This window comes from Planctomycetia bacterium (genome assembly GCA_021413845.1).
In the GTDB taxonomy this organism is placed as follows: domain Bacteria; phylum Planctomycetota; class Planctomycetia; order Pirellulales; family PNKZ01; genus PNKZ01.
Genome location: JAIOPP010000142.1, coordinates 1 through 26,190, shown reverse-complemented (window position 1 = coordinate 26,190; position 26,190 = coordinate 1). Strand labels below are relative to the sequence as shown.

32 protein-coding genes are annotated in these 26,190 nt (G+C 57.9%); all 32 read right to left on the bottom strand.

The genetic code is table 11. The features are described from left to right. Positions 1–41: 41 nt before the first annotated feature. On the bottom strand, positions 42–1,031 hold the full coding sequence (locus K8U03_23905; protein ID MCE9607941.1) for a DNA-directed RNA polymerase subunit alpha: 990 nt from the start codon (positions 1,029–1,031) through the stop codon (positions 42–44). A 117-nt stretch (positions 1,032–1,148) separates the two neighbouring features. Then, positions 1,149–1,571 (bottom strand): 30S ribosomal protein S11, encoded by a 423-nt coding sequence (rpsK, locus tag K8U03_23900; protein ID MCE9607940.1) that lies wholly within the window; start codon positions 1,569–1,571, stop codon positions 1,149–1,151. A gap of 164 nt (positions 1,572–1,735) precedes the next feature. Next, positions 1,736–2,119: a 30S ribosomal protein S13 gene (gene rpsM / locus K8U03_23895; protein MCE9607939.1), complete on the bottom strand. Its 384-nt coding sequence runs from the start codon at positions 2,117–2,119 to the stop codon at positions 1,736–1,738. 147 nt (positions 2,120–2,266) lie between these two features. Continuing rightward, positions 2,267–2,380 carry a 50S ribosomal protein L36 gene (rpmJ, locus tag K8U03_23890; protein MCE9607938.1) on the bottom strand — a complete coding sequence of 38 codons (114 nt, stop codon included), beginning with the start codon at positions 2,378–2,380 and terminating at the stop codon, positions 2,267–2,269. Between the two features lie 210 nt (positions 2,381–2,590). Then, on the bottom strand, positions 2,591–3,382 hold the full coding sequence (gene map / locus K8U03_23885) for a type I methionyl aminopeptidase (GenBank protein MCE9607937.1): 792 nt from the start codon (positions 3,380–3,382) through the stop codon (positions 2,591–2,593). A gap of 103 nt (positions 3,383–3,485) precedes the next feature. After that, positions 3,486–4,073: an adenylate kinase gene (locus K8U03_23880; GenBank protein ID MCE9607936.1), complete on the bottom strand. Its 588-nt coding sequence runs from the start codon at positions 4,071–4,073 to the stop codon at positions 3,486–3,488. 97 nt (positions 4,074–4,170) lie between these two features. Next, positions 4,171–5,529: a preprotein translocase subunit SecY gene (gene secY, locus K8U03_23875; protein ID MCE9607935.1), complete on the bottom strand. Its 1,359-nt coding sequence runs from the start codon at positions 5,527–5,529 to the stop codon at positions 4,171–4,173. A 228-nt stretch (positions 5,530–5,757) separates the two neighbouring features. Continuing rightward, positions 5,758–6,261 (bottom strand): 50S ribosomal protein L15, encoded by a 504-nt coding sequence (gene rplO, locus K8U03_23870; GenBank protein MCE9607934.1) that lies wholly within the window; start codon positions 6,259–6,261, stop codon positions 5,758–5,760. Next, on the bottom strand, positions 6,258–6,848 hold the full coding sequence (rpsE, locus tag K8U03_23865) for a 30S ribosomal protein S5 (GenBank protein ID MCE9607933.1): 591 nt from the start codon (positions 6,846–6,848) through the stop codon (positions 6,258–6,260). The genes rplO and rpsE overlap by 4 nt, the downstream gene beginning before the upstream one ends. A gap of 107 nt (positions 6,849–6,955) precedes the next feature. Continuing rightward, on the bottom strand, positions 6,956–7,318 hold the full coding sequence (gene rplR, locus K8U03_23860; GenBank protein MCE9607932.1) for a 50S ribosomal protein L18: 363 nt from the start codon (positions 7,316–7,318) through the stop codon (positions 6,956–6,958). An 81-nt stretch (positions 7,319–7,399) separates the two neighbouring features. Then, on the bottom strand, positions 7,400–7,939 hold the full coding sequence (gene rplF, locus K8U03_23855; GenBank protein MCE9607931.1) for a 50S ribosomal protein L6: 540 nt from the start codon (positions 7,937–7,939) through the stop codon (positions 7,400–7,402). 149 nt (positions 7,940–8,088) lie between these two features. Beyond that, entirely contained in the window at positions 8,089–8,484 is a 396-nt protein-coding gene (gene rpsH / locus K8U03_23850) for a 30S ribosomal protein S8 (protein MCE9607930.1), read from the bottom strand. Between the two features lie 18 nt (positions 8,485–8,502). Next, positions 8,503–8,688, bottom strand: coding sequence for a type Z 30S ribosomal protein S14 (locus K8U03_23845; protein MCE9607929.1), 186 nt, complete (start codon positions 8,686–8,688; stop codon positions 8,503–8,505). A gap of 39 nt (positions 8,689–8,727) precedes the next feature. Beyond that, positions 8,728–9,309 (bottom strand): 50S ribosomal protein L5, encoded by a 582-nt coding sequence (rplE, locus tag K8U03_23840; protein MCE9607928.1) that lies wholly within the window; start codon positions 9,307–9,309, stop codon positions 8,728–8,730. A 163-nt stretch (positions 9,310–9,472) separates the two neighbouring features. After that, positions 9,473–9,820, bottom strand: coding sequence for a 50S ribosomal protein L24 (gene rplX, locus K8U03_23835; protein ID MCE9607927.1), 348 nt, complete (start codon positions 9,818–9,820; stop codon positions 9,473–9,475). Beyond that, entirely contained in the window at positions 9,820–10,188 is a 369-nt protein-coding gene (gene rplN / locus K8U03_23830) for a 50S ribosomal protein L14 (protein MCE9607926.1), read from the bottom strand. The genes rplX and rplN overlap by 1 nt, the downstream gene beginning before the upstream one ends. Positions 10,189–10,325: 137 nt before the next feature. Next, complete coding sequence (gene rpsQ / locus K8U03_23825; GenBank protein ID MCE9607925.1) at positions 10,326–10,682, bottom strand: 30S ribosomal protein S17; 357 nt, start codon at positions 10,680–10,682, stop codon at positions 10,326–10,328. Between the two features lie 89 nt (positions 10,683–10,771). Continuing rightward, a complete protein-coding gene (gene rpmC, locus K8U03_23820) occupies positions 10,772–10,993 on the bottom strand; it encodes a 50S ribosomal protein L29 (GenBank protein MCE9607924.1) in 222 nt (73 codons plus the stop codon). Between the two features lie 69 nt (positions 10,994–11,062). After that, entirely contained in the window at positions 11,063–11,479 is a 417-nt protein-coding gene (rplP, locus tag K8U03_23815; protein ID MCE9607923.1) for a 50S ribosomal protein L16, read from the bottom strand. Next, entirely contained in the window at positions 11,418–12,113 is a 696-nt protein-coding gene (gene rpsC, locus K8U03_23810; GenBank protein ID MCE9607922.1) for a 30S ribosomal protein S3, read from the bottom strand. The genes rplP and rpsC overlap by 62 nt, the downstream gene beginning before the upstream one ends. Positions 12,114–12,180: 67 nt before the next feature. Next, positions 12,181–12,516, bottom strand: coding sequence for a 50S ribosomal protein L22 (gene rplV / locus K8U03_23805; GenBank protein ID MCE9607921.1), 336 nt, complete (start codon positions 12,514–12,516; stop codon positions 12,181–12,183). Positions 12,517–12,608: 92 nt separating this feature from the next. Further along, on the bottom strand, positions 12,609–12,887 hold the full coding sequence (gene rpsS, locus K8U03_23800; GenBank protein MCE9607920.1) for a 30S ribosomal protein S19: 279 nt from the start codon (positions 12,885–12,887) through the stop codon (positions 12,609–12,611). Between the two features lie 80 nt (positions 12,888–12,967). Then, positions 12,968–13,825 carry a 50S ribosomal protein L2 gene (gene rplB, locus K8U03_23795; GenBank protein ID MCE9607919.1) on the bottom strand — a complete coding sequence of 286 codons (858 nt, stop codon included), beginning with the start codon at positions 13,823–13,825 and terminating at the stop codon, positions 12,968–12,970. Between the two features lie 114 nt (positions 13,826–13,939). Continuing rightward, positions 13,940–14,248 (bottom strand): 50S ribosomal protein L23, encoded by a 309-nt coding sequence (rplW, locus tag K8U03_23790; GenBank protein ID MCE9607918.1) that lies wholly within the window; start codon positions 14,246–14,248, stop codon positions 13,940–13,942. 98 nt (positions 14,249–14,346) lie between these two features. Further along, the gene (gene rplD, locus K8U03_23785; protein ID MCE9607917.1) at positions 14,347–14,985 is read right to left on the bottom strand and encodes a 50S ribosomal protein L4; all 639 of its coding nucleotides are present in this window, start codon (positions 14,983–14,985) and stop codon (positions 14,347–14,349) included. 75 nt (positions 14,986–15,060) lie between these two features. After that, the gene (rplC, locus tag K8U03_23780) at positions 15,061–15,714 is read right to left on the bottom strand and encodes a 50S ribosomal protein L3 (protein MCE9607916.1); all 654 of its coding nucleotides are present in this window, start codon (positions 15,712–15,714) and stop codon (positions 15,061–15,063) included. Between the two features lie 252 nt (positions 15,715–15,966). Next, the gene (gene rpsJ / locus K8U03_23775) at positions 15,967–16,296 is read right to left on the bottom strand and encodes a 30S ribosomal protein S10 (GenBank protein MCE9607915.1); all 330 of its coding nucleotides are present in this window, start codon (positions 16,294–16,296) and stop codon (positions 15,967–15,969) included. A 465-nt stretch (positions 16,297–16,761) separates the two neighbouring features. Next, the gene (gene fusA / locus K8U03_23770; GenBank protein MCE9607914.1) at positions 16,762–18,876 is read right to left on the bottom strand and encodes an elongation factor G; all 2,115 of its coding nucleotides are present in this window, start codon (positions 18,874–18,876) and stop codon (positions 16,762–16,764) included. A 157-nt stretch (positions 18,877–19,033) separates the two neighbouring features. Then, the gene (gene rpsG, locus K8U03_23765) at positions 19,034–19,504 is read right to left on the bottom strand and encodes a 30S ribosomal protein S7 (GenBank protein MCE9607913.1); all 471 of its coding nucleotides are present in this window, start codon (positions 19,502–19,504) and stop codon (positions 19,034–19,036) included. Between the two features lie 129 nt (positions 19,505–19,633). Beyond that, the gene (gene rpsL, locus K8U03_23760) at positions 19,634–20,002 is read right to left on the bottom strand and encodes a 30S ribosomal protein S12 (protein ID MCE9607912.1); all 369 of its coding nucleotides are present in this window, start codon (positions 20,000–20,002) and stop codon (positions 19,634–19,636) included. A 342-nt stretch (positions 20,003–20,344) separates the two neighbouring features. After that, entirely contained in the window at positions 20,345–24,664 is a 4,320-nt protein-coding gene (gene rpoC / locus K8U03_23755; protein MCE9607911.1) for a DNA-directed RNA polymerase subunit beta', read from the bottom strand. A 148-nt stretch (positions 24,665–24,812) separates the two neighbouring features. Next, positions 24,813–26,190 (bottom strand): DNA-directed RNA polymerase subunit beta (rpoB, locus tag K8U03_23750; GenBank protein MCE9607910.1); only part of this gene is annotated, 1,378 nt, incomplete at its 5' end.

The window sequence follows — 26,190 nt, the reverse complement described above, 5'->3', positions numbered from 1 at the left end:
ATTGGAAACTGTGTACTGGAAACTCTGTATTCAACGTGTCTTTAGAAGCTGCCGCTCACCGGCACTCGCATGCCGAGGCGCAGGCCGAGCGAAGTCAACTTTTCAGTCACTTCCTTCAGCGTGGTGTCGCCGAAGTTGCGGACTTCGAGCAATTGATCCGGGTTGCGGACGACGAGGTCGCGTACCGTGTGGATGTTTTCCGATTCGAGGCAGTTCATCGCACGAACCGAAAGGTTCAACTCGGCAAGGCTCATGTTGAGCTTCGCTTCGCCGGCCGCATCGGTCATCGCAGGGCCGCTGACGCGACTTTCGGCGAAGACTTGCGAGCCCAATTCGCTGTATTGCACGAACGGGTTGAGGTGCTTCCGCATGATCTTGGCCGCTTCGACCAAAGCCATCTCGGGACCGATCGAACCGTTGGTCCAAATCTCCAGCGTAAGCTTGTCGTAGTTCGTCTTTTGTCCGACACGCGTCTCTTCGATTTCATAGCGCACGCGAACGACCGGGCTATACACCGCATCGACCGGAATGATGCCGATCTCGACGTTCGGGCTATGCTCCGACGAAGGAACGTAACCGCGGCCGTTTTCGATGACCATTTCGACGCTGAACGGCACATCGGCCGTCATCGTGCAGATCTGCAAGTTCTTGTTGATGACCTCGACCGTGCCGTCGGTTTGCACGTCGGCACCGGTGACAGGGCCCTTCGTATTCTTCTCGATACGAATAACCTTCGTGCTCTCGCTGTGGTTCTTCACCACGATCGACTTGATGTTCAGGATGACGTCGGTCACGTCTTCGACGACGCCCGGAATGCTCGTGAACTCGTGCTGCGAGCCTTGGATCTTCACTTGTGTGACGGCGCTACCTTCGAGGCTCGAAAGCAAGACGCGACGCAGCGCGTTCCCCACGGTCGTTCCGAAGCCACGCTCGAACGGCTCGGCGATGAACTTACCGTAGGTCGCGGTTAGGCTTTCCTTTTCGCACGTGACGGTACTGGGCAACTCAAAGCCACGCCAACGAATACGCATGATGCCTCTCCGAACGAAAACCGCGAAAACACAAAACCCGGAACCAGCGAACACCACAGCCGCTTGAGCGGCCGGAATGCAAGGCGATCGGCAAAGGAAGCCGATCGCCCGGCGAACTTAGACGCGGCGCTTCTTCGGCGGACGGCAGCCGTTGTGCGGCAGCGGCGTCACGTCTTCGATCGACTTCACGGCCATCCCGGCCGATTGCAACGCGGTGATGGCGCTTTCGCGACCGCTACCGGGGCCCTTCACACGAACTTCGACTTCTTTGACACCGTACTTCGAGGCCTTTTCCGCGGCTTGCTGCGCGGCGCATTGCCCGGCAAACGGCGTGCTCTTACGACTTCCCTTGAAGCCGCTCGTGCCGGCGCTCGCCCAACAGAGGACGTCCCCCTTGGTGTCGGTTACGGTGACGACGGTGTTGTTGAACGTCGCCTTGATGTTGACGATCGCCAAGGTCACGTTGCGGCGAATCTTGCGGCGCTTACCACCTGCTGCCGACGATGCTGCGGCCGAACCTTGCGTAGGTTGCGAGTTCACGTTCCGATCACTCCTAACATTTCAAACGGACATAATTGAATGAAAACGATCGCCTTCCGATCCGGCTGCAACATCTTGCAGCGACGCGAGGAAAGCAACTCGCAAGAACCGCGACCGAGCCGAGCCGCAATCGGCCGGGCAGTCGCCAGGTTCTCAACGAGCGACTACTTCATATCCTTCACGCCCTTCTTGCCCGCAACCGTCTTCTTCGGACCCTTGCGGGTACGAGCGTTCGTCCGCGTACGCTGACCGCGCACCGGCAAACCCCGACGATGACGAACGCCGCGATAGGAACCGATGTCCTTCAGGCGGGCGATGTTTTGCGCGATCTGCCGACGAAGCTGACCTTCGCAAGTGTAATCTTTGTCGAGCAACGTGGAGATCCGAGCGACCTCGTCTTCGTGGAGTTCGCGGGCGTGTGCGTGCGGGTTGACCCCGGCCTTGCGACACACTTCTAGCGAGACCTTGTTGCCGACGCCGTACAAGTACGTCAGCGAGATCCACGTGGGCTTATCGTTCGGAATATCCACACCGAGCAAACGAGGCATAACCTACACTCCCGACCTAGTTCCCGGTCCGTAAAGACGTCGTTCACGACGCTGCGGCAACCTATCGAACTCGGCGATGTTTAGTAACTTGGCTTATTGATGCAAGGGCTCATCCAAGCGGACTACCCGAGAAACTTCTACGCTGTTCTAACCCTGACGCTGCTTATGGCGCGGGTTCTCACACACGACGAATAAAATGCCGCGACGACGAACGAGCTTGCATTTATCGCAGATTTTCTTAACGCTGGCACGGACTTTCATGACACTCTCTCTCGTCTCGGCGCGATTCAAAGCATAGCAGTATACGAAGAATCGGCGAGATTCCACAAGGGCCTAGAACACGATTTTCGGCATTCCCAATCTTTCGACCACCCCAACACATCCTACCTAAACATCCAAATCAACCATTGAAGCTAACGGCTCCGACAAACCGCCATATCGAGGCGGGCCGATCCGTCGGATTCCGACTCATTACAGGCTCGGGCCCGGGGTATCCGGACCGGCCGTAAGCAAAAACGGGCCATCCTTCGTCACGGCGATCGTGTGCTCGAAGTGGGCACTCGGCTTCCCGTCGTAAGTAACCTGAGTCCAATGGTCGGACAACGCCTTCACGCGCTTCGTGCCGGCGTTGACCATCGGCTCGACGGCGATCACTAGGCCCGGCCGAAGGTCGAAATCCCCACCACGCTTCAATTGCGAGCTGACGAAGTTCGGCACTTGCGGATCTTCGTGCATATCGCGACCGATCCCGTGGCCGACGAACGATTCGACGACATAGAAACCGGCATCGCGAACATAGCGTTCCATCTCGAGCGCTACCTCGCTCCAACGGTTCTTAACGCCGATGAGCTGAATCGCGAGATCGAGAGTCCCCTTCGTGACTTCCAACAGTCGCTTCGCTTCCGAGCTGACTTTACCGACCGGATGCGTAATCGCCGAGTCGCCGCACCAGCCGTTGAGCTTGCAGCCGGTGTCGATGCTGACGACATCCCCTTCTTTCAACACTCGTGGGCCCGGAATACCGTGAACGACTTCTTCGTTGACCGAGATGCAGGTGACCGCCGGAAACGGAACTTTACCGGGATACCCTTTGAACAAGGAGATCGCACCTTGCTCGATGAAGAACTTCTCCACCGCCGCATCGAGTTCGCCCGTCGTTACGCCCGGGCGAACCAACGCCGCGGCGACTTGATGGGCGCCCCAAACGGCCAGGCCTGCCTGACGCATGAGGCCGATTTCGCGCGGTGATCGGAGAGTCGCCACGTTCTAAATACTCGCTTTTCCACTCGCAGCAAAACAAAAACCTAGCGGACCGCTTCAACAACCGTCCGTCTCGAACTCTTCGTAATCTTTATCTCGCCGACACTCACGCAGTTTCTCGCTGTCTTGGTTTTGCGGCACTTCGCAAATCCAAGGCTCGCTTGATTCGGCCGAACACTTCGTCCGGCGAACCAAGACCATCGATCGACTCCAACAAGCCGCGATGCGAATAGTATTCGGTCAGCGGCCGGGTCTGAGCCCAATAGGCTCGCAACCGCTGAGCGATCACTTCCGGACGGTCGTCCGTTCGACCGCGCCCACCGAGCCGCTCCAGCACGACATGATCGGGAACGCATAGCTCCAGAACCACATCGAGCGGCTGGCCTCGATCGTGCAAGTAATCATCGAACGCCTGAGCTTGCCCGAGCGTGCGAGGAAAACCATCGAACAGCGCCCCGGCCGCACAGTCGGCCTCTTCCAATCGCTTCGCAACCAAATCCAAAATCATCGCATCGGGCACCAACTGCCCGGCCGACATATACTCTTCGGCCAAGATCCCTACGGAAGTTCGTGCGGCAATCGCAGCCCGCAGCATGTCTCCGGTCGACAAATGCGACACACGCAGGTATCGCACTAAGCGTTGCGACTGCGTTCCCTTGCCTGCACCCGGCGGACCAAGAAAAATCAGCCGCATCGTTTGTCATCCTCGGCCGAGCCTATTTCCAGTCCGATCCGTTTTCTTCCGTGCGTATCGCGCCGACAAGCCGCGGCGGCGAACTCCGCCGGAATCGTTACTCCGTAAGACCTTTGTAATTTCGCATCACGAGATGACTGTCGATCTTCTGCACCAAGTCGACCGCCACGCTCACCGCGATCAGCAGGCTCGTACCGCCGTAGAACCCGGCGATCACTTGCGGAATGCTGGCCGACGACGCAACGATGGTCGGAGCGATGGCGACGACCGCCAAGAACGCCGCACCGACGTACGTGATGCGAGCCATCACTTTTTCCAAGTAGTCGGCCGTGCGACGGCCCGGACGGTAGCCCGGAATGAACGACCCCCAACCCTTGAGGTTGTCGGCCATGTCCTTCGGATTGAACGTTACGGCGGTCCAAAAGTAGCAGAAGAAGTAAATCAGCGCGACGAACAGAAAGTTGTGCGTAAAAGCGTTGCTGCTTTCCAACGCGGTTGCCATCGACGACATCCAGGTGCTGTTCACCGCGCTCCCGAGCCAACGCAAAAAGATGGCGGGGAAAAGCAGCAAGCTGCTCGCGAAGATGATCGGCATCACGCCGGCCTGATTGACGCGGAGCGGAAGATATTGGCGATTGCCGCCGTAGACCCGACGTCCGCGCACATGCTTGGCGCTCTGCATCGGAATCCGACGCTGGCCTTTGTAGATAAACACCACGCCGAACACCACGCCGACGAACAAGGCGATGAGCAAGATCAACTTATCCAAACCGATTTCGCCTGCCGAGCCGCTCAAGGCGATCGTGCCGTCTTTGAAGACCGGTTGCAGCAACTCGACGAACGCTTGCGGCATGCGCGCCAAGATGTTCGCCATAATCAACAAGCTGATGCCGTTGCCGATGCCGAACTCATCGATCTGCTCGCCGAGCCACATCAGGAAGATGGTGCCCCCCGTCATCGTCAGTACCGAGATGAGGTACCAACTAAACGACAAGCCGCCATTGTCGTTAAGCAGCGTCGCATTGATGAGATTCTCTTTGACGAGAAAGCTGACGTAGAACCAACTTTGAATCAAACAGAGCACGACGGTCGCATAGCGCGTGTATTCGTTGATCTTCTTACGGCCGGTCTCCCCTTCCTTCTGCAATTCTTCCAGCGGCTTCCAGACGCTGCCGAGCAATTGGAAGATAATCGAAGCGGAGATATACGGCATGATGCCGAGGCCGAAGATCGTGGCCTGATTGATCTGCGAGCCGCTGAACATAGCGACCTGCGAAATCATCTTCTGAAGGCCTTCGTTCGCCGTGGCGTCGAAGTAGTTCTTCATCGCCGCCGTGTCGACGACCGGCAGCGGAATCCAGAAGCCGATGCGATAGACGGCGAGCAGCCCGAGCGTCAGCAAAATCTTTTGACGCAGTTCCGGGATCGTGAAGACGACACGAAGTTTTTCCCACATAGCTTTGCGATCCGTCCTTTAGAGCTAGGCCGAACGTCGGTCGCCGGCTAAACGAACAATCGGTCTACCGGCATACCCGACCGATACTACCACGATCCGATTCGCCGTTGCGGCGAGGCAGGTAGTATGCGGCGCGGAGAAAAGCTCGACAAGACGAACTTAAAACGAAACAAACAAGCCGCGAAAATCAACCCGTTGCCATGCAAACAGGTCGATTCGGCAAGCCGCTTACTTCGTGTCTTTCGGGGTCTTCTTCTTGGCCCGCTTCTCGAACTTCTTTACCGGAGCCTTACCCGGCAGGACGACGATCTCGCCGCCGGCGGCTTTGATCTTCTCTTCGGCACTCTTGCTGAATTGATGCGCCGAGACCTTGAACTTCTTGGTGATTTCCCCGTCGCCCAAGACCTTCAACAGGTCGTAACGACCCTTGACGGCATCGGCGAGCAACTCGGGAGTGATGTCGGCACCGGCGTCGAACGACTCATTCAAGTCGCCTACGTTGACGACCTTGACGACGAGCGCCCAACGGTTGTTGAAGCCGCGCTTCGGGATGCGTCGGTAGAGAGGCATCTGGCCCCCTTCGAACGCCGCGTGGGTCGTCCAACCGGCCAATTGGCCTTGGCCCTTGTGCCCGCGACCCGAGGTCTTGCCGTGCCCGGAACCGGATCCGCGGCCGACGCGCTTGATCTTCTTGTGCTTTTCGATGCCTTGATTTACGTCGTGCAGATTCATGACAAGCTTACTCCACGCAGGCGCTCGACTTCTTGGCGCGAGCGAAGTTGCCGCAGCGCGTCGATCGTGGCCTTAACTAGATTGTGCGGATTCGTCGAGCCGAAGCTCTTCGTCAAAATATCCTTGATTCCGACCGCTTCGCACACCGAGCGAACGGCCGCTCCGGCGATGATGCCCGTACCGGCGCTGGCCGGCAACATCACGACGTGGGCCGAGCCGAAATGCCCTTGCACCAAGTGCGGGATCGTGTGACCGGTCATCTGGATTTCCACCAGCGAGCGACCACCTTCGCGAGTAGCCTTCTCGACGGCCGGCGGGACTTCGTTCGACTTGGCATAACCGAAGCCGACCTTCCCCTTGCCGTCGCCGACGACGACCATGGCCGTGAAGCTGAAGCGACGACCACCCTTGACCACGCACGCGCAACGACGGATCTTGACCAACTTGTCGATCAGATCCCCTTTGCGATCGCCGCCACCTTGGTTGCGATCGCCGCCGCGGCCGCGACGCTTATCGCCGCCGCCACCTTCGCCGCCGCCGGAACCGCGATTGTCGCCCGATTGGCGTCCTCTGCTAGGCTGATTCATACTCGCATCGCTCTATAAATCTAACTGGTTATTGAATCTTCGGACTATCGACCGACGGATCGCGCTACGCACTTTTTTTCGCAGCGTACGATTCCTGTCGACCGGAACTAGAACGCCAAACCGGCTTCGCGCGCCCCTTCGGCCAGCGCTGCGACCCGACCATGATACTTGTAATCGCCGCGATCGAACGCGACTTCCTTAATGCCTGCCGCAAGAGCCCGCTCGGCGATCGTCTTGCCGATCGCTTTGGCGGCGTCTTTATTGCCACCCTTGCCGCCGGCGACACCCTTCTCCAACGTCGAAGCCGCGACGAGCGTCTTGCCCGAGGCGTCGTCGATGATCTGGGCATACATATTCGCATTGCTGCGAAAGACGCTCAAACGAGGACGGGTCGTCACACGTTTGATTTTATTGCGGACGCGAAACCCACGGCGCTCGCGTCGGACGTTGATCGTTTTAGATTGGCTCACGGCTACTTCTCGTCAATTCTGTCGGTGGACTGTTTCTATCGGCGTGATGTTTTATGATCGCAGGGCTTTAGTTAAGCCGCATTACTTCGATACGGCCTTACCGGCCTTGCGACGGACGACTTCACCATCGTAGCGGATTCCCTTGCCCTTATAAGGCTCAGGCTTACGAATCGAGCGAACTTCCGCGGCGAATTGGCCGACGAGTTGCTTGTCGATTCCTTCGATGATGATGTGATTCTGGTCCGGACAGGTGATCTTCAAGCCGGTCGGGATCGGCATCTGAATTTCGTTGGCGAAGCCCGCCCGAATCTGCAGCACCTTGCCGGCCAAAGCCGCCAAGTATCCGACGCCGACGATTTCGAGTTTCTTCACGTAACCTTCGCTCACACCCTTGAGCATGTTCACGATCAGGGCGCGATACAGACCGTGCATCGCACGACCTTGCCGCGTTTCCTCGGTGCGGGCAACCGTGACGTTGCCGGCATCGACGCTGACCGTGACTTCCGGGCGGAGCCCTTGCTCCAACTTACCCTTGGGTCCTTCGATCCGTACGATCCCGTTATCGACGACGACTTTGCAGCCGTTGGGAATCTTCGCCGGTTTCTTACCGATCCGAGACATCGTTACCTTACCTTCACGTCGGGTTCGCCTGCAGGACGCCGCGAACGACTACCGTTGTGTGATTGAATTCTTGTATATCGCGTAATGGGTCGTCGCTATCGAGAGCGGGTCGTAACGCCGATCCTAAGACCGGCCCTACTTGCGCAAGCTTAGTACAACTCGCACAGCACTTCGCCGCCGAGTTGGCGTTGCCGCGCTTCGCGATCGCTCACGACGCCTCGGCTGGTGCTGAGAATTTTAATGCCTTGGCCGTTGAGCACGGGCCGCAACGTGCGGAACGGGCTGTAAACGCGGTGGCCGGGAGTGCTGATGCGCTTGATGAAGCGAATCACGCGCTCGCCGTTCGGGCCGTACTTCAGATGCAAGCGAAGTTGCCGGAGCGGCTCTTCACCTACTTCTTCGAAGTCCCAACTGTAGCCTTCGCGTTTAAGCACTTCCGCCATGCCCTTTTTCACTTTGGAAAGAGGCATTTCAACGTGAGGATGCTCAACGCGCACGGCATTGCGAATGCGCGTCAACATATCGGCGATAGGGTCGGTCATCATCTTACTTGTTCATCCCTCTTACCAGCTCGCTTTGCGCATACCGGGAATCAGACCTTTGTCGGCCAACTCGCGGAAATGAATGCGGCACAAACCAAACTTGCGATACACTGCGCGGGGTCGCCCGCACAGTTTGCAACGCGATTCACGCCGACTGGAAAACTTCGGCGTTCGATTGGCCTTGGCAATTTTCGATTTACTAGCCATACGGATACCTGTCTTTAAAACATTCTCGATGCTCGCGGCTTACGCCGCCGGCGACTTCTTACCCGTCGTTTCTTCCACTCGGAACGGCATTCCCAACGCTCGGAGCATTTCCCGCGAGTCGTCGTTGCTGTCGGTCGTCGTGATGAACGCGATGTTCATGCCTTGCGGACGGGTGTACTTGTCCGGATTCAGTTCCGGGAAAACCAATTGTTCGGTTAGGCCCAGGCTGTAGTTGCCGTTGCCGTCGAAGGCGTTCGGATTCAAGCCGCGGAAGTCGCGCACACGCGGGAGTGCGATCGACACGAGACGATCCAAGAACTCCCACATCCGCGGACCGCGGAGCGTGACTTTGCAACCGATGTCGAGCCCTTCGCGAAGCTTGAAGTTCGAGATCGCGACCTTGCTCTTGCAGGGAGCCGGCTTCTGACCGGTGATCGTCTGCATGGCGGTCAACGCCTCTTCCATGTGCTTCTTCTCGGTGACTGCCGAGCCGACGCCCATGCTGACCACGATCTTCGTGAGCTTCGGCAACGAATGCGGATTCGTTCGGCCGAGCTTCTCGACCAGGTGCGGCAAGACTTCCTTTTGGTAACGCTCTTGCAAGCGCGGAATCGCGGGCATATCTGCCGGCACCGCGGCTTCGGCGTTCTTCGCGTCTTTTTTCGTGCTCTTGGCGGCCATGACAAACAACCTAATTTACTGATTTATGCTTCGCGATCACTCGACTATTTCTATTTCCGCAACGCGTCTTCGTTCCACTTCCGAAACTACTCCGCGTCCGGAGCTACTTCTTCGCTGCCGACTTCGTCTTCGGGCTCGTTACCGCACCGAGCGAACCGCCGCCGTTGCGAGCGAACCGCTCTTTGCCGCCGTCGGCCGTCTTGCGGAAGCCGACGCGAGTCGTCTCACCGGCCGGGTTGACCAGCATGACGTTCGAGGCATGGATCGTCGTTTCGATCGAGAGCCGGCCCCCTTGCGGGTTCTTCTGGCTGCGCTTGACGTGCTTGAACACCTTGCTTACGCCTTCGACGACGACGCGGTTCTTGTCGCGGAGAACGCGACTGACCTTACCGGTCTGACCTTTGTCGTCACCAGCGATTACTTTTACGGTATCACCGACTTTAATTTTCATCACACCACCTCACCGGCCAAGCTGACGATCTTCATGTAATTCTTGTCACGCAGTTCGCGAGCGACCGCACCGAAGATGCGCGTCCCGCGAGGGTTCTTATCGTTGTCGATAAGAACAAGAGCGTTGCTGTCGAAACGAACGTAGCTGCCGTCCAGCCGGCGCGTCGGCGCCTTGATGCGAACGACTACGCCCTTAACGACCTGCCCCTTCTTGATTTCACTTCCCGCGATCACGCTCTTCACGCTGCACACCACGATATCGCCCAAGCGAGCGACGCGGCGACGCGAGCCACCCAACACCTTGATGCACATGACTTCTTTGGCGCCGGTATTGTCGGCGACCGTCAGGCGCGTTTGCATTTGAATCATAGCGGAAAACCTAACTTACTTGCGGCCGAAGCGACCTGACGGAAACGTCCGTCGCGATCGGCTGCTGCGTCTTGTGTGTTTGAATCCGGGGATCGCCCGAAACGTCATCGAATCGAAAATTCGTGCTGCGACAAAATCTACTTCGAGGCTTCCGACTTCGCGGTGCTGTCCGCCTTGGCGTTACCTTCCGAGGTCAGACTTGGGTCGTCGATCGACTTCTCGGCCGCTCGCATCGCGGCCAAGTCGACGATTGTGCTCTTGCGAAGGATCCGCACCAACTGCCAGCGCTTCAGCTTCGACTTCGGCGGGCATTCCACGATCTCGACCATGTCGCCGACGTGCGACTCGTTGTTCTCGTCGTGAATATGGCAGACCGTCTTGCGATGGATGATCTTGCCGTACTTCTGATGATGCACGACGCGCGGGATCTCGACCCGACGGCTCTTACTCATTTTGTCGGTCATCACGGTCCCGACGGCAACACGTTTAGGCATGGCTTACTTCGCTTATCGCTCTTCGATTTTACGACTAATGACTTTGCTGTGACTTACTTCAACGGTCCTAAAGCGCTCGGCCTTAAGGCTTACTTCGATTCCGGCTTGGCCGCCGCGGCTTTGGCCGTGGCTCGCTGATGCGAAACGGTTCGGATGCGGGCAGCCAACCGACGATGCTTCATCAGCTCGCTGGGAGACTCGAGCTTCTCGGTCTGTGCCTTCATCTTCAACCGAAACAAGTTTTCGGTCGTCTCTTTCAACGTCAGCGACAATTGCTCGTCGCTCATCTCACGTAGTTCTGCGGCCTTCATCGACGTACTTCCTTCAAGGCTATCTGCTTCAAGGCTAACTAATTCGAACTCAATCTACATGACGAGACACTACATCGTTCGGCGACGAACGAAGCAGACCCCGACCGGCATCTTGTGAGCCAAGCGGCGGAAACACATCTTTGCTGCCGACTCGGGCACGCCCGAAATTTCGTACAACACGGTTCCCGGCTTGACCACAGCTGCCCAATAATCCGGCTCTCCCTTGCCCTTACCCATACGGGTTTCGAGCGGGATCGACGTAATCGACTTATGCGGAAAAATCCGAACGTACAAACGGCCTTCGGTGCGCAGATATTGCTGCGCACTGATGCGACCCGCTTCAATGGTCGCCGCACTGATCCAACCACCTTGAGTCGCTTGAAGACCAAAGTCGCCGAACACCACGCGGTTACCGCGGGTGGCATCACCTTTTATACGTCCTCTTTGGCTTTTTCGATGTTTGACCCGCTTGGGCATCATCGCCATTGGCGTCGTCCTCGTACATACCTTGGTTAACCCACACTTGAACGCCGATATTACCTTGCGGCGTGACGGCTTCCGTGAAGCCGTAATCGATCTTGGCCCGCAGCGTCGACAACGGCATGGAACCCGCGGTTTGCTTCTCGCGACGAGCCATTTCCGCGCCGCCTAAGCGACCGGCCAATTGAATCTTGATACCCTTTGCGCCCGCTTCCATCGTTTGATCGGTGGAGCGCTTCATTGTGCGGCGGAAGCTGGCCCGCTTCGCGAGCTGATCGGCGATGTCTTCGGCAACGAGCTGAGCTTGAATTTCCGGGCGGCCGACTTCCTCGATCTTGATATTGATCCGGCGACCGACCAAACCTTGCAGTTCGGCCTGGAGGCGTTCGACTTCTTGACCCTTACGACCGATGATCACGCCGGGACGGGCCGTGAACAAAATGACTTTGACTTCGTCGCGCGTCCGTTCGATTTCGATCTTCGGAATCGCGGCGCTGCGGAACTTCTCTTTGATGAACTTCCGGATCTTGAAATCTTCCAACAACAGCGCGCCGAATTCCTTCTTCGAGGCGCACCAACGGCTCTTCCACCCGATCATGACACCGGTGCGGAAAGCGATAGGATTGACTTTTTGACCCATAACCGATTCCGAAAGCTGAACTTGTTGTTGAACTCAAAGACCCGACTTCGACATCACTTCGCGAAGACTACTTCAGCGTATCGAGCGACACGCGAATGTGGCTCGAACGACGCTTGATCATGTAGGCCTGGCCGCGCGAAACCGGCTTGATCCGCTTGAACATCGGTCCGCCGTCGACGCGAGCATCGACGACCACGAGGTTCTGAACGCTAGCCTCGCGACGATCTTCCGCGTTGCCCAAAGCGCTCTTCAAGACCTTCTCCAGCAATCGTGCGCCGCGATGGGGCATGTACTTGAGAATGTCTTGCGCTTCGTCGACATGCTTGCCGCGAATCAAGTTCGCGAGCGAGCGCACCTTACGGGCGCTGATGCGAGCGTGCTTGTGTGTTGCCGTGTATGCCATGAAATGCGTCCTTAACCACCGAACCGCTTAACTGCAATGTTTCTTACTAACCACAACACTCAGACCGAGATCTAAGCGATCTGCCGGCGAGCCTACTTAGGCTCTGCCTTCTTCACGCCGCCGTGGCCGCGGAACGTTCGCGTCGGGGAAAACTCGCCGAGCTTGTGCCCGACCATTTCCTCGGTGACGAGAACCTTCACGTGCTGCTTGCCGTTGTGCACCATGAACGTGTGCCCGACGAACTCCGGAACGATCGTGCAACGACGAGCCCAGGTCTTCAAAGGCTCTTTGATGCCGCGCTCGTTGAGCTTATCGACCTTGAAGTACAACTTCGGGTCGACAAACGGCCCCTTCTTGGATGAACGTCCCATCGTGCAATCTCGTTTCCGTTATCTCAAAGCTTATGTCTTAAAACTTCCGACTAATTCCATCGCCGACCGAAGCACCAGTCTTAGCTGATCTTCAATTGACCGTAGCGGCGCGACTTGCGACGACGAACGATCGCAGTGTTCGATGGCTTCCGCGGCTTACGCGTGCGACCACCCTTCGCAAGCTTTCCTTCGCGACTCACCGGATGACGACCACCCTTCGTACGACCTTCACCACCACCGTGCGGATGGTCGATCGGATTCATCGCCGTACCACGGTTGGTCGGACGAATTCCCTTCCAGCGATTGCGACCGGCCTTGCCGATCACGATGTTCATGTGGTCGGCATTGCTGACGATGCCGATCGTTGCTCGGCCTGCGGCCGGCACGCGGCGAATTTCACCGCTCGGCAAATTGATCTGAGCCCAATCGCCGTCGCGAGCGGCCAGCGTCGCACCGGTCCCGGCCGAACGGCAGAGCACGGCAACGCGGCCCGGCATCAACTCGATGGCATGAATCTTCATGCCGATCGGAATATTCTTCAACGGCAAGCAGTTGCCCACGGTCGGAGCCGCATCGGCACCGCTCATCACTTCGTCGCCGGCCTTCAACCCTTCGGGAGCGATAATGTACCGCTTCTCACCGTCGACATAGAACAACAACGCGATGCGTGCCGAACGATTCGGATCGTATTGGATCGAATCGACCTTCGCGGCGATGCCGTCTTTATTGCGGCGGTAGTCGATCAACCGCGTGTTTCGCTTATGACCACCACCACGATGACGCGACGTGATCACGCCCTGGTTATTGCGGCCGCCCTTCATCTTCTTGCGGATCATCAACTTCCGCTCAGGCTTCGCGCCCGGCGTTAGCTCGGCGAAGTCGCTGACCGTGGCGCCGCGGCGTCCTGGCGTGACCGGCTTATATCGACGAATACCCATAACGATCTCTTTTACTATTTCTATGCGGCGTTCGAGCACCGAAGCCCGACCTGCCGAAACCAACCCAACCGAAAACCGACGACGAACACTCGCTTCCCGACACCGCTCGACTGCTTAGAACAATTCGATTCGGTGCTCGGGACTCAACTTCACAACCGCCTTCTTCCAGTCGCGCGTGTGCGTCGACTTGAAGCGATTGCGTCGCGGCTTTCCCTTACGATTCTGCGTATGAACGTGAACCACCTTCACGTTGAACAACTCTTCGACGGCCTTGCGGATGTCGATCTTCGTCGCGGCCTTGGCTACTTCGAACGCGTAAGCGTTGTAGCGGGAAGAGCGATGCACGCCCTTTTCCGTAACCAGCGGACGCAAGATCACTTGATCAGCGCGAAGCAGGGTCGATGTTGCGGCAATTTCGGTCATGACTCGAACTCTTTCTCACGAACCTAAGATCTTCTCGACCAACCACACCCGGCAAACCGTCTCTCTTATTTCAATCGGCACTTGGCCGACTTCCCAGCCTATGCCGACTTCGCGGCCGCACGCTGCTTGATCGCGTCCAATGCTTCGCGCGTCACAAGCAACTTACGTGGCTGAAGAATGCTCAAGGCATTCAAGTCGGCGACATGCAACACGGAAACCTTGTCGATGTTGCGAGCGCTCATATACACCAGCTTGTCGTAAGCGGCAGTCGTCACCAACAAGCTCGCACCGTCGCACTTCAAGGCCTTCAAGATCGAATACATTTCCTTCGTCTTCGGAGCGGCGAACTTCAACTCGTCGATCACTACGACCTGCTCGCTGATGATCTTCGAGGCAAATGCCATCCGAGTCGCCAGCTGCACGGCCTTACGCGGCAAGCGGAAGTACCAGTCGCGCGGACGCTTGGCGAACGTGTGACCACCACCACGTCGAACCGGACTGCGACGACCACCGGCACGAGCGTTGCCCGTTCCCTTTTGGCGATACATCTTCTTCGTCGAACCGGCAACTTCCGCACGACTCTTCGTCTTCGCCGTACCGAACCGCTTGTTCGCTTGGTACATCACGACGACTTCGTGCAACAACTGCTTATTGATTCTCGGCGCGAGATCGGTCGGGTCGATCTCGTAGCTACCGACTTGCGAGCCCGAGCGATTATAAATCGGCAAACTAGCCATTTCTTCGATCCCAATACGGCCGGAACACCGGCAGGAACAATTCTTTTAAGTCTTTGAATCTCTTACGACAGCGAACTAGCGAACCATATTCGTGCCGCGAATCAGCACATAACCACCGACAGGGCCGGGAACGGCGCCGTGGACAAGCAAGAGATTATTCTCTTCGTCGACACGGACGACCTTGATGTTGCGCATGGTGCTTTGCTCGGCACCGTAGCGACCGGCCATCTTCTTTCCCTTCCAAACGCGGGCCGGCCAAGTGTTGTTACCGGTCGAACCGCCATGGCGATGCACTTTCTTTACGCCGTGCGTAGCACGCTGGCCCTTGAAGTTGTGGCGACGCATCACGCCCGAGGTGCCGCGACCCTTGGTGATGCCGGTGACATCGACGGCCTTAACGGCGCCGAAAACGGATACGGTCAGCTTGTCGCCGACCTTATGCTCGCCGTCGAGATCGATCTCGCGGATGAAGCGTTGCGGCTCGCAGCCGGCCTTACCTTCCAGCTCGACGCCGCCGGCGGAGAGCTTTTTCGACCGCTTGCTTTCGAGCTTCGCAACATGACCACGCTCACTACGAGCGGCCAACCGACGCGGCTTGTCTTCAAAACCAAGCTGGACCGCTTCATATCCATCGCGATCTTTCGAGCGCAATTGAAGCACGTGACAGGGACCGGCTTCGATCACCGTCACGGAAACCGCCTCTCCGGCGGGTCCAAATACTTGCGTCATCCCGACCTTGCGGCCGAGTAGTCCAATAGCCATCGTCGTTGCCTTGCGTGATCTTTGCCTACAGGGACTTGGCGGACAGGCCGCCGGTTACCCCACAGACTTCCAGGTTCATGACTTCGTTATTTCAGATTCTGCGTTAGTTCAAATACAGCTGAGCTACGAAACCATCCGACTCTTAACCGATTAAATTCCGAATCTTTTCTTGCGACAAACCATTTTCGACTCGCGGAGCGGCGTCGAAAATCAGCCAAACTAGTGACGGGCCGAAGCCTTGATCTTAATGTCGACACCAGCCGGCAAGCTGAGCTTATTCAAAGCCTCGATCGTCTTCGCCGTCGAGCGAACGATGTCGATCAAACGCTTGTGCGTTCGAATTTCGTACTGCTGACGAGCCTTCTTATCGATATGCGGACCGGCGAGCACCGTATAGCGCTCGACGCGGGTCGGCAACGGGATCGGGCCATGCACTTCCGAGCCGGTCCGCTTGGCCGTGTCGACGATCTCCGCCGCGCTCTGGTCGAGCACGGAGTGGTCGTAGGCTTCCATACGGATGCGAATAATTTCGTTCGATGTTCCGGCCACGATTTGCGTCCCAGCGTTTCCGCTTCGGACGGCTCCAACATGCTAAATGAATACGTAAATCAAACTGCGATCAAACTATTTTTGCGTTTCGGCCCCGAAAACTCCCCACAAGCCGTGTTAATAGGCCGGGGAGAGGGCCGAGCGACTCATCAATGCGAGTCGGCTCCGCGAATGGGAAACGGCAATAATAAGAGAGTCAGTCCGAGGTGTCAACGGGATGAATCTCAAAGTTTTCGGCATTTCCCCTGCCAGGCCTGAGCACGATTGAGCCGCGCGCTCGAAATTCGCATACAAACCGCACAATCTTCCACTTTTCGACCGGACAAACAACGCAGACTACGGAAGCCACGCGAGCCTGGAGAGATCGAAGAAGTCGCAAAATATGAAACTTTACGAGTCTTCGGGCTCCGACCACGACTCAGCTGAGCCAGACCGCGTGTTTTTCTCTCGCTCACCGTTAATCGGTCACATCATGAACGTCTCGGCGACCTCCTTCGGCGCAGGTCCATAAGCCGCCGGCTCCATCGAGCAACTGGCGCGGCCTTGGCTCAAGCTGCGGATCGCGCCGGCGTAGCCGAACAGCGAGGCGAGCGGGGCCAGCGCACCGACGATCGTGTTCCGCCCACGCACCAGCGTTTCGGTAATCGTGGCGCGGCGTTGCTGCAAGTCGGCGACGATCTCGCCCAGGCTTTCTTCCGGAGTCGTGATTTCGAGCTTCATGATCGGCTCGAGCAGCGCGACTCCCGCCGCTTCGAGCGCATGATGAAAGGCATCGGCCGCGGCCCGACGAAACGCGAGTTCGTTGCTTTCGAGTTCGTTGAACTCGCCGCCGAGCAACGTCACGCGGAGCTTCATGAGCGGGAAGCCGACCAAGCCGGAACCTTCGCACTGCTGGCTCAGCACCTCGATCGCCGCGGTGGCGAAGAGCGGCGGCAACTTATCGCCGGCCAAGTTCAAGACCTGCGTCGTCCGCTCTTGTCGTTCGCTCGGGCGATGGACCGATTCCAAGAGCGTCGCCGGTCCGGTCGGTTCCAGCTTGATTTTCACTTTCGCGAACAGCGCCTTATCGGCGACTTGCTGCCGACACTCGCCGGTCGCTTCGACCGCGCGCTGCACCGTTTCGCGATAGCTGACGCGCGGCTTGTGAACCTTCACCTTGAGTTTGAAATCTCGCAGCAAGCGGTGTTTGATGACTTCGAGATGCAATTCACCCATGCCGCTGATGAGCGTCTGCCCGGTCTCGGAGCTATCGCCTGCGCGGAACGTCGGGTCCTGCCGCTTCAGCATCTCCAACGTCTCCGCCAACTTCTTGCGCTCGGCCGAGGTTTCCGGCTCGATCGCCATCGAAATGACGGTCTCCGGAAATTGAATCGTCTCCAGCAAGATCGGGTCTTTCACATCGCAGAGCGTGTCGCCGGTGATCGAGTGCCGTAGGCCGACGATGCAGATGATATCGCCCGCTTCGACGCTCTCGACCTGCTCTCGCCGATCGGCTTGAATGTGCCAGAGTTGGCTGACGTTTTCCTTCTTGTCTTTGTCGGGATTGAACGCGCGGCTGTTCGCCTTGAGCGTGCCGGAATACAACCGCACGAACGCTTGATCGCCGTATTTATCGGCAAGGATTTTGAACACCAAGCCGCAATACGGCTCCTCGGGATCAGGGCTGCGAATGAGCTTCTTCTCGCGGTTCTTCGGGTCGACTCCTTCGACCGGAGGAACGTCGAGCGGGCTCGGCAGATAACGGGCCACGGAATCGAGCACCGGCGGGATCCCGACGTGATCCAGCGCCGTGCCGCAGAGGACCGGCACGATCTTGCGCGCGATGGTCGCTTCGCGGATCACCTGATGCAACAACTCTTCGGGAATCGGCGCATCGCCGAGGCCGAGCTCCATGAGCTCGGCACTTTGGTCGTAGAGCGATTCCAACAGCTTGTTGCGCCATTCGTGGGCGTCGAGTTCCAAGTCTTCCGGGATGTCGGAGAGCGTCTCTTCGCGACCTTGCGTTTCGGCCGAGAAGGTGACGAACTTCATCCGGATCAGATCGATCATCCCGCGGAACCTGTCGGGCAGATGCGGCGGGCCGATGCCGACGGGAATCTGGATCGGCACCGGGTTCGCCTCCAATCGATTGCGCATCTCTTCGACCGTGCCGTAAAAATCGGCCCCGTCGCGATCCATCTTGTTGATGAACGCCAGCCGCGGAACATGATGCCGATCGGCCTGACGCCACACCGTTTCGCTCTGCGCTTCGACCCCTTCGCGTGCGCTGAATACGACCACGGCGCCATCAAGCACGCGCAAGCTCCGCTCCACTTCGGCCGTGAAGTCGACGTGGCCCGGCGTGTCGATCAAGTTCACGACGCAGTCGCGCCAGGGAAACGTCACGCAAGCGGCGTAGATCGTGATGCCGCGCTCTTGCTCTTCCTGGTCGAAGTCGGTCGTCGTGGTTCCCTTGTCGACGTCGCCCATGCGATGAATCGCACCGGCATAGAACAGCATCCGCTCGGTCAGCGTGGTCTTGCCGGCATCGATGTGGGCGATGATGCCGATGTTGCGGATGTTTTCTAGCTTGCGAGCCATGGCCGAGAATGCCTAACGACTAAGGTCTGAATGACGAACGAGAGACGAACTCAAAACAAAAAAATGACGAACGGAAGTCGTGAGACCTTCGTTCGTCATTGGAGATTCTACAGACATTCGGCGATCTTCGCCGGAGCTTATCGACCGTAGCCGCAGCTTACCACGCGAAGTGCGCGAACGCCTTGTTGGCGTCGGCCATGCGATGCACGTTGTCGCGCTTCGTCACGGCGGTTCCTTCACGCTTGTAGGCGGCCATAAGCTCGTCGGCGAGCTTCTCATGGGTGGCGCGGCCCTTCTTTTCGCGAACGGCCATCAACACCCAGCGGATCGCCAACGATTGCTGACGGACCTTGTTGACCTGCATCGGCACTTGGTAAGCCGCACCGCCGACCCGCTTCGAGCGGACTTCGACTTCCGGCTTCACGTTGTCGATGGCCCGATTGAACACTTCGCCCGGATCGGCATCTTTGATCTTGTCCGCGATGACGTCCATCGCATCGTAGAACACGCGCGTGGCCCGATTCTTCTTGCCGTCGTACATCAAGCAGTTGATGAATTTGCTCACCAGCAGCGAGTTGAATCGCGCGTCGGGAGCGAGCATGGTACGGCTGGCGGTAATACGACCCATCTGATGATTCCTATCGAGAAGCTGACGACTTCGGTATTTGAGAGTGACTGATTTTAGAATTACTGCGTGTGAAAGTCTTACGAAGCGCGGCCGCACAGGGCCGACGGGCTTCGTAAGCCGCGACGCACGTTACGACTTCTTCGCACCGTACAAGCTGCGCGATTGCTTACGACCGGTAACGCCGAGCGTATCGAGCGCGCCACGAACGATGTGGTAGCGCACGCCCGGCAAGTCGCGAACACGACCGCCGCGCACGAGGACGATCGAGTGCTCTTGCAGGTTGTGGCCTTCGCCCGGAATGTAAACCGTCACTTCCTTGCCGTTCGACAACCGCACGCGGGCGATCTTACGAAGGGCCGAGTTCGGCTTCTTCGGGGTCATCGTCTTGACTTGCAAGCACACGCCGCGCTTTTGCGGGCACTTCTCAAGCACCGGGCTCTTGCTGAAGCGGCGTGGCGCCTTGCGGTTGTTCTTTACGAGCTGATTGATCGTCGGCATTCGCGGGTCCGTTCGTCGTCCGGAGGGGAGTTATCCAAGGGGGCCGTTTCGACCACGGCCCTTTAAAATCAAACCTGAAAATCTAGCACTTCGGCCATGCAACGAAATTTGAAAAATTTCGAGCCTTTTAGCCTATCGAAACCCCGGTGCCTGTCAAGGGCGAGCCAAGATCCCGATTCGCCGGTCTGCCGGGCCTAAACCCGACGCAAACCGCTCATTTTTCGCATTTCGATTCTTCGTACTGCAACCTGCATTCGTTCGGCCGCCGGCGAGTCGGTTCTTCACCGAAACCTCGCCGCTCGGCCTAGCTTCTCTTCTCACCTAAAGGTCGGTGAGAAGAGACTATTCTCCGCCGGCACCACCCAACAAAGCGTCGAGCGAGCTGGCGGTTTTGGTTTCGGCGGCCGGCTTCCGTTCGCCGTCGCCGGCACCATCGAGCAGCGGGAAGCTGCGCGACAAGACTTTGTCTTTCTCCGCGGCGATGTCTTCCAACGCTTGCGGATTGATCCGGACTTCCGATTCTTGGTAGGTCTTGAAACCGGTTCCGGCAGGAATCAAGTGGCCGAGAATAACGTTTTCCTTGAGGCCGACGAGCTTGTCGACCTTGCCGGCCAGCGCCGCTTCGGTGAGCACTTTCGTCGTCTCTTGGAAGCTCGCGGCGGAGATGAAGCTGGAGCTTTGCACCGACGCCTTCGTGATTCCCAACAACTGCGTGCTCGCAGTAGCCGGCTTCGGACGAGCTCCCTTGGTCGGAGTGCCGCCGAGAGTTTCGATCTGAGCGTTGACCTGTTCCAAGGTTTCCTTCGGAACGATCGAGCCTTCGGCGAATTCGCTGTCGCCCTTTTGCGTGATGCGAACGCAACCGTGCAGCCCTTGGTTGGCCGTGCGGAATTCGATGCGATCCATCAGGCTGCCCGGCAGCAAGCCGGTGTCGCCGACGGTTTCGATGCGCACCTTGCGGAGCATCGACGAGACGATGATCTCGATGTGCTTGTCGTCGATTTCCACGCGCTGGCTGCGATAGACGTTTTGAATCTCGCGGGTCAGATAATGCTGCACCGCTTCTTCGCCGGAGATCCGGAGAATATCGTGCGGCACCAAAGGACCGTCGACGAGCGCTTCGCCGGCGCGAACGTAGTCGCCGCTATGCACCCGAAGATGCTTACCGTGCGACACGAGATGTTCGCGTTCGATGCCGCTCTCGCTCTTGACGATGATCGTTCGCTTGCCGCGGCGCTTCTCGCCGAGGATCTCGACCGTGCCGTCGATTTCGGCGATGACCGCCGGATCTTTCGGCTTGCGAGCTTCGAAGATTTCCGTCACGCGAGGGAGACCGCCGGTGATGTCTTGCGTGCCTGCCGCTTCACGCGGAGTCTTCGCGAGTAACTTACCGCCGGTAATGATTTCACCTTCGTTGACTTCAAGATGCGCCTTCTCGGGCAGGTAATAGAAGTCGAGAATCTTCCCGTGCTCATCTTCGATGATGATCTGCGGGTGCAACTCACCCTTATGCTCGGTGATGATCTTACGAATGTTACCGGTCGTGTCTTTCTCGCTGCGGACCGTTTCGCCGTCGATGATTTCTTCGTAGCGAACCTTGCCTGCTTTTTCCGCGAGAATCGGGATGCTATGCGGATCCCACTCGCAGAGGACGCCTCCTGCTTGGACTTCCGCATTCTCTTCGACGTGCAACACGGCACCGGCAGGGATCTCGTACTTCTCCAACTCGCGACCCTTCGGATCGAGCAAGGAGATTTCACCGTTGCGGGTGAGCACGACGAGCTGACCTTCAATGTTGCGCACAACCTTCATGCGCGTGAACTTCACGATACCGGTCTTCTTCGCCTTGATTTCTTTTTCTTCCAACTGACGTTGGCCCGCTCCACCGATATGGAACGTACGCATCGTGAGCTGCGTGCCCGGCTCGCCGATGCTCTGAGCGGCGATGATGCCGACGGCCATGCCTTCTTCGACCATCGAACCGGTCGAGAGATCCATGCCGTAGCACAAGCGGCAAACACCGAGCGACGCTTCGCACGTCATCGGGCTACGAACTTGGATCTTCTCCAAGCCCATGTCTTCGATGCGGCGGGCGATGGTCGGCGTGATCAAATCGTTTTCACGAACGATGACTTCGTCGGTGATCGGGTTGACGATGTTCGTGCGGCTGCAACGGCCGCGGATCGAGTCGGAAAGCCGAACTTCGACCTTCTCGCCGCGATAGATCGTTCCCTTCGTGATGCCTTGCGTCGTCTTGCAATCTTGGATCGTAACGACGACGTTCTGCGCGACGTCGGCGAGCTTACGCGTCAGATAACCGGAGTCGGCCGTCTTGAGAGCCGTATCGGCCAAGCCCTTACGAGCACCGTGCGTCGAGCTGAAGTATTCGAGCACCGTTAGGCCTTCGCGGAAGTTGGCCTTGATCGGCGTTTCGATAATCTTACCGGACGGCTTCGCCATCAAACCACGCATACCGGCCAGCTGACGAATCTGCTCGACACCGCCTCGCGCGCCGGAGTGGGCCATGAGGTAAATCGGGTTCACGTAGCCTTCCGACCGATAATCGTTCTCGTGTTCTTTCATCATTTCCGCGGTGATGCGTTCGCGAGCATGCGTCCAAGCATCGAGGACGGAGTTGTAACGCTCTTGCTCGGTGATCACGCCGCGTTGATACAGTTTTTGATACTTGAGAACCGTCTTCTCCGCTTCACCGATGATCTTCGTCTTGGTAGGTGGAGTGATGAGATCGTCGGTCGCGAACGACAGGCCCGAGGCCGTCGCCATGCGGAAACCGAAGCGATTCATGTTGTCTAATAGGTCGATCGTCGCGCGACGGCCGAGCATCTGGTAGCTGTCGCTGATGACCTTCTGCAACTCGCTCGAACGCATCGCGATGTTGTAGAACGGCATCCCCTTGGGCAGCATGTCGTTGAAGAAGACGCGGCCGATCGTCGTCTCGATGAGAATACCGGGCTTTTGTTCCCCTTCTCCCTTCAAGCGGCGATCTTTCGGCAGGCGGAACTTGATCCGCGCATGCGTATCGACCTTGCCGACCGCATGCGCGAGCATGCATTCCGACACGGAACCGAAGATCATGTCGTCGCCTTTGCGATTCGGCACGTTCATCGTTTCGTAGTAGCAACCCATCACGACGTCTTGCGACGGCGAAATAATCGGCGCACCGTTGGCAGGGCTGAAGATGTTGTGAATCGACATCATCAGCGTATGGGCTTCGACCTGGGCTTCGATCGAGAGCGGCAAGTGGACCGCCATTTGATCGCCGTCGAAGTCGGCGTTGAAGCCTTTGCAGACGAGCGGATGCAGCTTGATGGCGTTCCCTTCGACGAGCGTCGGCTCGAAGGCTTGAATACCCATGCGATGCAGCGTCGGAGCGCGATTGAGCAACACGGGATGGTTGCGAATTACTTCTTCGAGAATATCCCACACTTCGGTATCTTTACGCTCGAGCATCTTCTTCGCGCTCTTGATCGTGTCGGCATGGCCGAGCTCTTTCAAGCGGCGAATGATGAACGGTTGATAAAGCTCCAGCGCGATCTTCTTCGGCAGGCCGCATTGATGCAGCCGCAAGTGCGGACCGACGACGATGACGGAACGAGCCGAGTAATCGACCCGCTTACCGAGCAAGTTTTCGCGGAACCGGCCTTGCTTGCCCTTGATCATGTCCGTGAGGGACTTGAGCGGTCGATTGCTCGAGCCGAGGACCGGGCGCTTGCAACGGTTGTTGTCGAACAACGCATCGACCGCTTGTTGCAGCATGCGCTTTTCGTTGCGAATGATGACTTCCGGCGCGTTCAAGTCGACGAGCTTCTTCAACCGGTTGTTGCGGTTGATGATGCGGCGGTAGAGATCGTTCAAATCGCTCGTGGCGAAGTTGCCCGAATCCAACAGGACGAGCGGGCGGAGATCCGGCGGGATCACCGGGATCACGTCGAGCACCATCCACTCCGGCTTGTTGTCGGAATCGCGAATGCTTTCGACGATCTTCAGCCGATTGATCAGATCCTTCTGCTTTTGCTTCGAGCTGGTTTCCGAGAGCGCCTTGCGCAATTCTTGCGACAGCGAGACGAGCTCCAAACCGGCGAGCATCTTGCGCACCGCTTCGGCGCCCATATCGGCGTCGAACGAGCCGTCGCCGTATTGCTCACGGGCCTGACGGTATTCGTCTTCCGTCAGCATCTGGTTTTTCTTGAGCGGCGTCTCTTTCGGATCGATGACGACGTAGTCTTGGAAATAGATGATCTTTTCCATCGCCGTGGTCTTCATATCGAGCAGATTGCCCAAGCGGCTAGGCATCGCTTTGAAGAACCAAATATGGACGACCGGCGCGGCCAATTCGATATGGCCCATGCGCTTGCGGCGCACGCGGCTATGCGTGACCTTCACGCCGCAGCGGTCGCAGATCATCCCCTTGTACTTCATGCCGCGGTACTTGCCGCAGGAGCATTCCCAATCCTTTTCAGGGCCGAAAATGCGCTCGCAGAAGAGGCCGTCTTTTTCCGGGCGATAGGTGCGGTAGTTGATCGTCTCGGGCTTCTTCACTTCGCCGAACGACCAGCTACGAATATCGTGCGGACGCGCGAGGCTGATCTTCACCGAGGCGTAGTCGTTAATCCGATCGTAAGAGCTTTCGCCGACGCTCATGGTTTATTCTCCTAAGGGGTCCTGGGTCGACCCAATGTTGTGTTCGAATGACTAATGTCTAATGTCAAATGCCTAAAGTAACGACGATGACCGAATGACTCTCGCCGTGCGACCGGCGTTAGTCATTGGTCATTAGTCATTAGTCATTTCAGATGCGGCGCTTCTCCAGCTGCATGTTCAAGCCAAGGCCGCGGATTTCGTTCGTGAGCACGTCGAAGCTGGCCGGGGTGCCTGCTTCCAGCGTGTTCTCGCCCTTGACCATCGATTCGTAAATCTTCGTGCGTCCTTCGACGTCGTCGCTCTTGACGGTGAGCAACTCTTGCAGGATGTAAGCGGCGCCGTAGGCCTCCAACGCCCACACTTCCATTTCGCCGAACCGCTGACCGCCGAACCGCGCCTTGCCGCCCAAAGGCTGCTGCGTGATGAGCGAGTACGGGCCGGTCGAACGAGCGTGAACTTTGTCGTCGACCAAGTGATGCAGCTTCAACATGTAGATGTAACCGACCGTCGTGTTCTGCTCGAACGCTTCGCCGGTCCGACCATCGAACAATTGCGACTTGCCCGACAGCGGTAGGCCGGCGTCTTTGAGACACTTGTGAATGTCTTCTTCGCTCGCACCGTCGAAGACCGGCGTCACGGCTTGGAAGCCGAGCTTCGCCCCGGCCCAACCGAGATGCGTTTCCAAAATCTGACCGACGTTCATACGGCTCGGCACGCCCAGCGGATTGAGCATGATCTGAATCGGCGTTCCGTCGGCCAAGAACGGCATGTCTTCACGCGGGAGGATCTTCGCGATCACACCCTTGTTACCGTGGCGTCCGGCCATCTTATCGCCGACCGAGATCACACGCTTCGCAGCGATGTAGACCTTGACCATTTGCAACACGCCGCTGCGCAGTTCGTCGCCGCGCTTCATCGAGTTCAGCTGACGATCGCGCTCGTCGATCGCTTCTTCGACCGCCGGCCACATTTGCTTGTGCAACTTCTCGACATCCGTCTTCCGTTGCGGGCTGCGAATGTCGAGCACGTCGATCTTGAACCGCGCGGCTTGCTCGGCTACGTAACGATGCTCTTGGCCGTGGACCAAGGCATTGCCGTCTTCGTCGGCGATTTTCTTGCCGAGCGTCTTTTCGATCTCTTCGATGAACGCTCCGAACGTCGCGGCGATCTTCGCGTTGCCGTCCGTTTCGGCATCTTTCAACGCCTTCTCGAAGGCACGTCGTTCTTCTTCCGACAAGCTCATCCGGCGCGAGAACTTTTGCGTGTGGATGACGATGCCTTCGATGCCCGAGGGGACTTCGAGCGAATCGTTCTTCACGTCTTCGCCGGCGCGGCCGAAGATGGCGTGCAGCAACTTCTCTTCCGGCGTCAGTTCGGTCTTCGACTTCGGCGAGACCTTGCCGACGAGGATATCGCCTTGGCGGACGAACGTCCCGACCCGCACGATGCCCCCTTCGTCGAGGTTGCGGAGCATCTTTTCGCTGACGTTCGGAATGTCGCGAGTGAACTCTTCGCGGCCGAGCTTC

Bases quoted from the DNA above. Each gene is read 5' to 3' on its own strand.
- K8U03_23905 (MCE9607941.1), bottom strand. From the start codon at position 1,031: ATGCGTATTCGTTGGCGTGGCTTTGAGTTGCCCAGTACCGTCACGTGC.
- rpsM (MCE9607939.1), bottom strand. From the start codon at position 2,119: ATGCCTCGTTTGCTCGGTGTGGATATTCCGAACGATAAGCCCACGTGG.
- rpmJ (MCE9607938.1), bottom strand. From the start codon at position 2,380: ATGAAAGTCCGTGCCAGCGTTAAGAAAATCTGCGATAAATGCAAGCTC.
- K8U03_23880 (MCE9607936.1), bottom strand. From the start codon at position 4,073: ATGCGGCTGATTTTTCTTGGTCCGCCGGGTGCAGGCAAGGGAACGCAG.
- secY (MCE9607935.1), bottom strand. From the start codon at position 5,529: ATGTGGGAAAAACTTCGTGTCGTCTTCACGATCCCGGAACTGCGTCAA.
- rplO (MCE9607934.1), bottom strand. From the start codon at position 6,261: ATGAATCTGCACGACGTAAATCAAGGCATCGAAAAGCACAAGAAGATC.
- rpsE (MCE9607933.1), bottom strand. From the start codon at position 6,848: ATGAATCAGCCTAGCAGAGGACGCCAATCGGGCGACAATCGCGGTTCC.
- rplF (MCE9607931.1), bottom strand. From the start codon at position 7,939: ATGTCTCGGATCGGTAAGAAACCGGCGAAGATTCCCAACGGCTGCAAA.
- rpsH (MCE9607930.1), bottom strand. From the start codon at position 8,484: ATGATGACCGACCCTATCGCCGATATGTTGACGCGCATTCGCAATGCC.
- K8U03_23845 (MCE9607929.1), bottom strand. From the start codon at position 8,688: ATGGCTAGTAAATCGAAAATTGCCAAGGCCAATCGAACGCCGAAGTTT.
- rplE (MCE9607928.1), bottom strand. From the start codon at position 9,309: ATGCCCGCGATTCCGCGCTTGCAAGAGCGTTACCAAAAGGAAGTCTTG.
- rplX (MCE9607927.1), bottom strand. From the start codon at position 9,820: ATGAAAATTAAAGTCGGTGATACCGTAAAAGTAATCGCTGGTGACGAC.
- rplN (MCE9607926.1), bottom strand. From the start codon at position 10,188: ATGATTCAAATGCAAACGCGCCTGACGGTCGCCGACAATACCGGCGCC.
- rpsQ (MCE9607925.1), bottom strand. From the start codon at position 10,682: ATGCCTAAACGTGTTGCCGTCGGGACCGTGATGACCGACAAAATGAGT.
- rpmC (MCE9607924.1), bottom strand. From the start codon at position 10,993: ATGAAGGCCGCAGAACTACGTGAGATGAGCGACGAGCAATTGTCGCTG.
- rplP (MCE9607923.1), bottom strand. From the start codon at position 11,479: ATGGCGATGATGCCCAAGCGGGTCAAACATCGAAAAAGCCAAAGAGGA.
- rpsC (MCE9607922.1), bottom strand. From the start codon at position 12,113: ATGGGTCAAAAAGTCAATCCTATCGCTTTCCGCACCGGTGTCATGATC.
- rplV (MCE9607921.1), bottom strand. From the start codon at position 12,516: ATGGCATACACGGCAACACACAAGCACGCTCGCATCAGCGCCCGTAAG.
- rpsS (MCE9607920.1), bottom strand. From the start codon at position 12,887: ATGGGACGTTCATCCAAGAAGGGGCCGTTTGTCGACCCGAAGTTGTAC.
- rplB (MCE9607919.1), bottom strand. From the start codon at position 13,825: ATGGGTATTCGTCGATATAAGCCGGTCACGCCAGGACGCCGCGGCGCC.
- rplW (MCE9607918.1), bottom strand. From the start codon at position 14,248: ATGACCGAAATTGCCGCAACATCGACCCTGCTTCGCGCTGATCAAGTG.
- rplD (MCE9607917.1), bottom strand. From the start codon at position 14,985: ATGGCTAGTTTGCCGATTTATAATCGCTCGGGCTCGCAAGTCGGTAGC.
- rplC (MCE9607916.1), bottom strand. From the start codon at position 15,714: ATGACGCAAGTATTTGGACCCGCCGGAGAGGCGGTTTCCGTGACGGTG.
- fusA (MCE9607914.1), bottom strand. From the start codon at position 18,876: ATGGCTCGCAAGCTAGAAAACATCCGCAACATCGGCATCATCGCCCAC.
- rpsG (MCE9607913.1), bottom strand. From the start codon at position 19,504: ATGGGTCGTATTACCGCCAGCCGTACCATGCTCGCTCCCGACGCGCGA.
- rpsL (MCE9607912.1), bottom strand. From the start codon at position 20,002: ATGCCGACGATCAATCAGCTCGTAAAGAACAACCGCAAGGCGCCACGC.
- rpoC (MCE9607911.1), bottom strand. From the start codon at position 24,664: ATGAGCGTCGGCGAAAGCTCTTACGATCGGATTAACGACTACGCCTCG.